Annotated in this window: 6 protein-coding genes; 4 read left to right on the top strand and 2 right to left on the bottom strand. The window is 65.0% G+C overall.

Going from position 1 to position 6,341, the window contains the following annotated elements; translation table 11 throughout:
• A partial coding sequence (locus JOY90_RS34895) for a malonyl-CoA synthase (protein WP_291695631.1) occupies positions 1-1,222 on the bottom strand: 1,222 nt, incomplete at its 3' end.
• Between the two features lie 89 nt (positions 1,223-1,311).
• Here JOY90_RS34895 and JOY90_RS34890 point away from each other — a divergent pair.
• A complete protein-coding gene (locus JOY90_RS34890; RefSeq protein ID WP_291695632.1) occupies positions 1,312-2,073 on the top strand; it encodes an SDR family oxidoreductase in 762 nt (253 codons plus the stop codon).
• 46 nt (positions 2,074-2,119) lie between these two features.
• Here the strand turns inward: JOY90_RS34890 and JOY90_RS34885 are convergent, their stop codons facing one another.
• The gene (locus JOY90_RS34885) at positions 2,120-3,520 is read right to left on the bottom strand and encodes an MFS transporter (RefSeq protein ID WP_291695630.1); all 1,401 of its coding nucleotides are present in this window, start codon (positions 3,518-3,520) and stop codon (positions 2,120-2,122) included.
• 367 nt (positions 3,521-3,887) lie between these two features.
• On the opposite strand from JOY90_RS34885, the gene JOY90_RS34880 reads away from it, so the two are divergent.
• The 3 genes from JOY90_RS34880 (at position 3,888) to JOY90_RS34870 (ending at position 6,055) form a co-directional block, all read left to right on the top strand.
• On the top strand, positions 3,888-4,442 hold the full coding sequence (locus JOY90_RS34880; protein WP_291695629.1) for a fasciclin domain-containing protein: 555 nt from the start codon (positions 3,888-3,890) through the stop codon (positions 4,440-4,442).
• Between the two features lie 175 nt (positions 4,443-4,617).
• On the top strand, positions 4,618-5,247 hold the full coding sequence (locus JOY90_RS34875; protein ID WP_291695628.1) for a cytochrome b/b6 domain-containing protein: 630 nt from the start codon (positions 4,618-4,620) through the stop codon (positions 5,245-5,247).
• A gap of 22 nt (positions 5,248-5,269) precedes the next feature.
• Positions 5,270-6,055, top strand: a complete 786-nt coding sequence (locus JOY90_RS34870; protein ID WP_291695627.1) for a molybdopterin-dependent oxidoreductase — start codon at positions 5,270-5,272, stop codon at positions 6,053-6,055.
• Positions 6,056-6,341: the final 286 nt, after the last annotated feature.

Genomic DNA, 6,341 nt, shown 5'->3' with positions numbered 1-6,341 from the left:
TGATGATCAGATCCTTGCCGCGCCCGACGATGTGGACATAGCCCCTGGCGTCGATCTTGCCGAGATCGCCGGTGATGAAGAAGCCGTCGGGCTTGAATTCGGCGGCAGTCTTTTCCGGCATGCGCCAATAGCCTTTGAAGACGTTGGGCCCCTTCACCTCGATCATGCCGATCTCGTCGGCGCCGAGCAGCGCGCCGCTCTCCGGATCGGCGATGCGGACGGAGACGCCGGGCAGCGCGTGGCCGACGGCGCCGGCGACACGCGCGCCGTCATAGGGGTTGGAGGTGTTCATGTTGGTCTCGGTCATGCCGTAGCGCTCGAGCACGGCGTGGCCGGTGCGCGCCTCCCATTCGCGATGGGTGTCGGCCAATAGCGGCGCCGAGCCGGAGACGAACAGCCGCATGTGCTTCGTCGTCTCCTTGTTCAGCGCAGGGTTCTGCAACAGCCGCGTGTAGAAGGTCGGCACGCCCATCATCACGGTGGCACGCGCCATCAGCCTGATGATCAGGTCGGGATCGAATTTCGGCAGGAAGATCATCGTGCCCCGCGCGAACAGCGTGACGTTGCTCGCCACGAACAGGCCGTGGGTGTGGTAGATCGGCAGCGCATGGATCAGCACGTCCTTGTCCGTGAAGCGCCAATAGTCGACCAGGGTCAGCGAGTTCGAGGCCAGATTGTCGTGGCTCAGCATCGCGCCCTTGGAACGGCCGGTGGTGCCGGACGTGTAGAGGATGGCGGCGAGATCGTCATCGCCGCGGGGGATCGTCCGGAAGTCGCTGCTCGCCTTGTCGGCGGCTTCCGTCAGCGAGCCGGTGCCATGGGAATCGAGCGTTTCCACCTTCGCCCCGACCTTGGCCGCGATCTTCGCGATCCCTTCCGCCTTCGACGGATCGCACGCGACCAGCGACGGCTCGGCGTCGGTGATGAAATATTCCAGCTCGTTCAGCGTATAGGCGGTGTTGAGCGGCAAATAGATCGCGCCGGCGCGCACCGTGGCGAGATAGAGCACGAGGCCGGAGACCGATTTCTCGGTCTGCGCCGCGACGCGGTCGCCGACTTTGACGCCGCGGGCGACGAGCACATTGGCGAACTGGCCCGCCCGCGCGATCAGATCGCCGTAGCTGATGTGCTGGCCGTCCTGGGTCTCGATCGCGAGCCGCTTCGGATCGTCGAGCTCTGCGAACAGGCGCGAAAACAGGTTGGCGTCGGCGGTGGTGTTCATGCGACAATTCCGCGGATGGGCGCTGGACGTGGCTGCATTAGCAAGAACGCCCCCGCAAAAGCAACGGAGATGCAAAGGACATGGTTGGTATGGCCAAGGGTGGAAGACGCGTTGGCTGGGTGACCGGCGGCGGCAGCGGCATCGGCGAGGCCGGCGCCGAAGCGCTGGCCGCGGACGGCTGGGCGGTGGTGGTGTCGGGGCGGCGCAAGGACGCCCTCGACCAGGTGGTGGCGAAGATCACCAAGGCCGGAGGCGAGGCCGAGGCGATGGCGCTCGACGTGTCGAACGCCGCCGATGTCGAGAAGGTGGCGGAACAGATCGTTGCCAGCCATGGTCGCATCGACCTCCTGGTCAACAGCGCCGGCATCAACGTGCCGAAGCGGCGTTGGGCCGACATGGAGCTGGAGGGCTGGAACAGGTTGGTCGAGATCAATCTCAACGGCGTGCTCTATTGCATGAAGGCCGTGCTGCCGACGATGCGGCAACAGAAGGACGGCTGCATCATCAACGTCTCCTCCTGGGCCGGCCGCCATGTCTCGAAAATGCCGGGCCCGGCCTACACCACGACTAAGCATGCGGTGCTGGCGCTGACGCACTCCTTCAACATGGACGAATGCGTCAATGGCCTTCGCGCCTGCTGCCTCTCCCCCGGCGAGGTCGCGACCCCGATCCTGAAGCTGCGCCCGGTGGTGCCCAGCGACGAGGAGCAGGCCAAGATGCTGCAGCCGGAGGATCTCGGCCGCACCATCGCCTTCGTTGCCAGCCTGCCGCCGCGGGTCTGCATCAACGAGATCCTGATCAGCCCGACCTGGAACCGCGGCTTCATCCAGACGCCCGCGAGCCGGGATTGATGGTTGGCCATCGTCCCGGCGCGCGCCGGGACGATGCGAGAAGAGGTCAAACAATGATCTCATTCAGCTCCTTGCCGGAATGCTCCGGCACCATCATCGCGACGCCGACCGCCATCGCCACCATCAGCACGGGGATCAGGAGGAAGGAGAGCGCGAACGAGCCGGTGTGCTGCTGCAGCGCGACGGTGACGAACGGAAACAGCACGAAGCCGATGAAGTAGGCGATCGCCCAGACCACGCCGTTGGCGGCGCCACGGATCCGGGTCGGAAACACCTCGGCCGTCAGCGTCGTGCAGGGTCCCCAGAAGCCGAGGAAGCCGAAGCTCCAGGCGAGCCCGAAAATCCACAGCAGCACGCGGTCCTGCGCGTACACCCACAGCGTCATGAAGATCGCGCCCTCGATCAGCGTCACCACGAAGGCAAGCCTGCGCCCGATCTTGTCGGCGAGCCAGCCGGCGATGCAGAGGCCGAGGAAACCGACCACGCCCCAGCAGACGTAGAACAGGCTGTACTCGGTCGTCGACCAGTGCTTCTCGGTGGCGAGATAGAGCGGCATCCAGCCGCCGACCGTGCCGTAGATGCAGGTGCTGCAGCAGGCGACGAACAGCGCGACCAGCGTCGCCGGCAGCACGTCCGGCAGGAACACCTGGCGGATGCCCACCGCCTTCGCCTTGCCGAACCAGGCGCTGTCGTCCTCGCTGATGCGGCCGCCATGGGCCAGCGTCTCGGCGATCCGCCGCTTGCGGTCCTGCGCCCGCACCCAATAGGGCGATTCCGGGCAGGTAGCGCGGACATAGATCGCGAGCAGCGCGATCACGCCCGGCACCATCACGGCGACGCGCCAGCCGAAATCAGCGGCGACCAGGCCGGTGATGCCGCCCGCCAGCGAGGCGCCGAGGCACCAGGTCGAGCGCGTGATGCTGATCACCCGGCCGCGCAGGCGCGCCGGCCAGGTCTCCGCCACCAGCATCGAACCCAGCGACCACTCGCCATTGAGGGCGAAACCGAGCAGCGAGCGGGCGGCGACGAAGGTCACGAAGGTCGGCGCCAGCGCCGCGACCGGCATCATCAGCGAGAACAGCGCGATGTTGACGGCGAGCAGCGTGCGGCGCCCGAGCCGGTCCGACAGCCATGGCCAGAAATACAGCCCGGCAATGCCGATCAAGAGCGCGATCTGCAGGCCGGAGCGATAGTCCGGCACAGTCAGCGCAAACTCCTTGATCACCATCGGCGACACCAGCGCGAAGATCACGCCGTCCATGCCGTCGAATCCCCAGCCCAGCGCATTGGCGAGCGCGATGTGCCAATGCGTCCGCGAGATGTCGGCGCCGCCGGCGACTGCGCGGTAGTTGGCGTGCTGCAGATGCCGCTGTTCGAGCGGTCCGATCTCCTCGCCTGCCGGCCGTGCCGCAGGCGCGGCCAATCCATCCGCCGTGATGCTGCTCATGGTCGTCCTCCCTGTGCGCCGCGTCTTTATCGGCGGCGCTCGTCGCCGGCGTTCTTGTCCGTGCCGGTCGAGCGAGGCTGAACCAACTCACCCATGGCAGCAAGCCAATTGCTCGCCGCAGCGCACCGCGCTTCCGCTTGGTGGAAAATCTAGTCCCCCTCGGCATAAGCGCCAAGCTACGGACGGCTGCAGGCTCGGTTTCAGCCATCACGTTAAATTATCTCCCGAAACTCCACGGAGAACCTCCCGTAATTCGCAGCAACGACGGCGTGGAACGCAACCCCCAACATCGATCGGCGCCGTCGTTGGCTCTTCTCATCCCGGCGGATGGACCGCCGGTCGTTTCAATCAATCGGGAGACTCTCCAATGTCGAAGCGTATTGCACTCTTGTCCGCCGCCGCCTTCAGCGCCCTCGCGCTCACCTCGACCTTCGTCCTGCCGGCGCGTGCCGAGGAGAAGACCGTGATGGTCGGCGGCGCGGCCATGTTCCCCTCCAAGAACATCATCCAGAACGCGGTCAACTCCAAGGACCACACCACCCTCGTCGCCGCGGTGAAGGCCGCCGGCCTGGTCGAGACGCTGGAAGGCAAGGGCCCGTTCACGGTGTTCGCCCCGACCAACGCCGCCTTCGAAAAGCTGCCCGCCGGCACCGTCGACAGCCTGGTCAAGCCGGAGAACAAGGCGACGCTGACCAAGATCCTCACCTACCACGTGGTCGCCGGCAAGTACGACGCCCACGACCTCACCGACGGCAAGATGCTGAAGACCGTCGAGGGCGAGGAGCTGACGGTCAAGCATGCCGACGGCAAGATCTGGATCATCGACGCCAAGGGCGACAAGTCGATGGTGTCGATCTCCAACGTGCACCAGTCGAACGGCGTCATCCATGTGGTTGACACCGTGCTGATGCCGGCATCCTGATCCGCGTGTCCTGATCTCTCCCAAGGGGATGCGCGATTGCGAGCCGGGGCCTGCTCCGGCTCGCATTTTTGTGAAGGCGATGCGCGGTCTGCATCGACTTCATAGCCCGCCTGCAGTAACGAACCGTGTCGTTCCGGCGTATAAACGCCGTGACCGAATTCAACAGGGAGCCGCCATGTCCAGCGTTGCAGCCGCCGACAGCCACACCGCGACCGCGCCGGCGAAGGTCATCCAGCCGGCCTGGGTCCGCGCCATGCACTGGACCAACGCCTTCGCGATGGTGCTGATGATCATGTCGGGCTGGCAGATCTACAACGCCTCGCCGCTGTTCGGCTTCACCTTCTCGCATTCGATCACGCTCGGCGGCTGGCTCGGCGGCGCGCTGCTCTGGCATTTCGCGGCGATGTGGCTGCTGATGGTCAACGGTCTGCTCTATCTCGCCATGGGTTTCGCGACCGGCCGCTTCCGCAAGAAGCTGCTGCCGATCACGCCGGGGGGCGTGATCTCGGACGTCAAGGCGGCGCTGACCTTCAGGCTCGCCCATGACGATCTCTCCACCTACAACTACGTGCAGAAGCTGCTCTATGCCGGGATCATCGCGGTCGGAGTCGTCATCGTGCTGTCGGGCCTGTCGATCTGGAAGCCGGTGCAACTGCACTGGCTGGTGGTGCTGTTCGGCGACTACGCCTATGCCCGCTACGTGCATTTCTTCTGCATGGCCGCGATCTGCGCCTTCCTGATCGTGCATGTGCTGCTCGCATTGCTGGTGCCGAAGAGCCTGCGCGCCATGATCATCGGCCGCTGAAGGACATAGAGGAGAAAGCATCATGGGTCGCATGCGCAAGCTTCTGATCCCCGGCGTCGACAAGAAGCTCCTGGTCAAGGACGCGATCAAGGTCATGCCGGACTTCACGCGCCGGCGCTTCATCGCGGGCGGCGCCAGCCTCGGCGCGCTGACGCTGCTCACCGGCTGCGACGTCGTGAACAGCGATTCGGCCGACCAATTGCTGGCGCAGGTCTCGAAATTCAATGACTCGGTGCAGGCCTGGATCTTCAATCCCGACGCGCTGGCGCCGACGTTTCCCGAGAGCGCCATCACCAAGCCGTTCCCGTTCAACGGCTATTACGAGGTCGACGAGGCACCGGAGATCGCGGGCCCGGACTGGAAGCTCGAGGTGCGCGGGCTGGTCGAGAACAAGAAGTCCTGGACGATCGACGAGCTCTATCAACTGCCGCAGGTCAAACAGGTCACGCGCCACATCTGCGTCGAGGGCTGGAGCGCGATCGGGAGCTGGACCGGCACGCCCTTGCGCGATTTCCTGAAACTGATCGGCGCCGATACCAGCGCGAAATATGTCTGGTTCCAGTGCGCCGACAAGGACGGCTACAACTCGCCGCTCGACATGCGCACCGCGCTGCATCCGCAGACCCAGATGACGTTCAAGTTCGCCGACGAGATCCTGCCGCGCGCCTACGGCTATCCGATGAAGATCCGCGTGCCGACCAAGCTCGGCTTCAAGAACCCGAAATACGTGATCTCGATGGAGGTCACCAACGACTACAAAGGCGGCTACTGGGAGGATCAGGGCTACAACTCGTTCAGCGGGAACTAAGGTGTTGCCGTCATTCGCGGCTGCGTAGCCGCGTGGGGTGGGCTAAGACGCGCGAGCGTCGTGCCCACCATCGTATCAACAGCACGACCCTGAGCGGTGGGCACGCTGTAACCTTTGCGTGGCGGGCCGCCATGCATGCGCCCGCTAAGCCCACCCTACGAGCTTCGTCGCGTGACGCGGCGCTTCACTCACATTTCAAACAGCGGAGAGGACGCACGTCTGCATTCTCGCGACGTGAATCGTCCGAGCCGTGCACAGACATCACCCTCGAATCGAAGAGGGCGCA

It is taken from the genome of Bradyrhizobium sp., assembly GCF_019242285.1.
Taxonomy (GTDB): Bacteria; Pseudomonadota; Alphaproteobacteria; order Rhizobiales; family Xanthobacteraceae; genus Bradyrhizobium.
The sequence above is the reverse complement of the archived record's forward strand: the minus strand, read 5'-3'. Positions and strand labels throughout refer to the sequence as shown.

Bases quoted from the DNA above. Each gene is read 5' to 3' on its own strand.
- JOY90_RS34875 (WP_291695628.1), top strand. From the start codon at position 4,618: ATGTCCAGCGTTGCAGCCGCCGACAGCCACACCGCGACCGCGCCGGCG.
- JOY90_RS34890 (WP_291695632.1), top strand. From the start codon at position 1,312: ATGGCCAAGGGTGGAAGACGCGTTGGCTGGGTGACCGGCGGCGGCAGC.
- JOY90_RS34880 (WP_291695629.1), top strand. From the start codon at position 3,888: ATGTCGAAGCGTATTGCACTCTTGTCCGCCGCCGCCTTCAGCGCCCTC.
- JOY90_RS34885 (WP_291695630.1), bottom strand. From the start codon at position 3,520: ATGAGCAGCATCACGGCGGATGGATTGGCCGCGCCTGCGGCACGGCCG.
- JOY90_RS34870 (WP_291695627.1), top strand. From the start codon at position 5,270: ATGGGTCGCATGCGCAAGCTTCTGATCCCCGGCGTCGACAAGAAGCTC.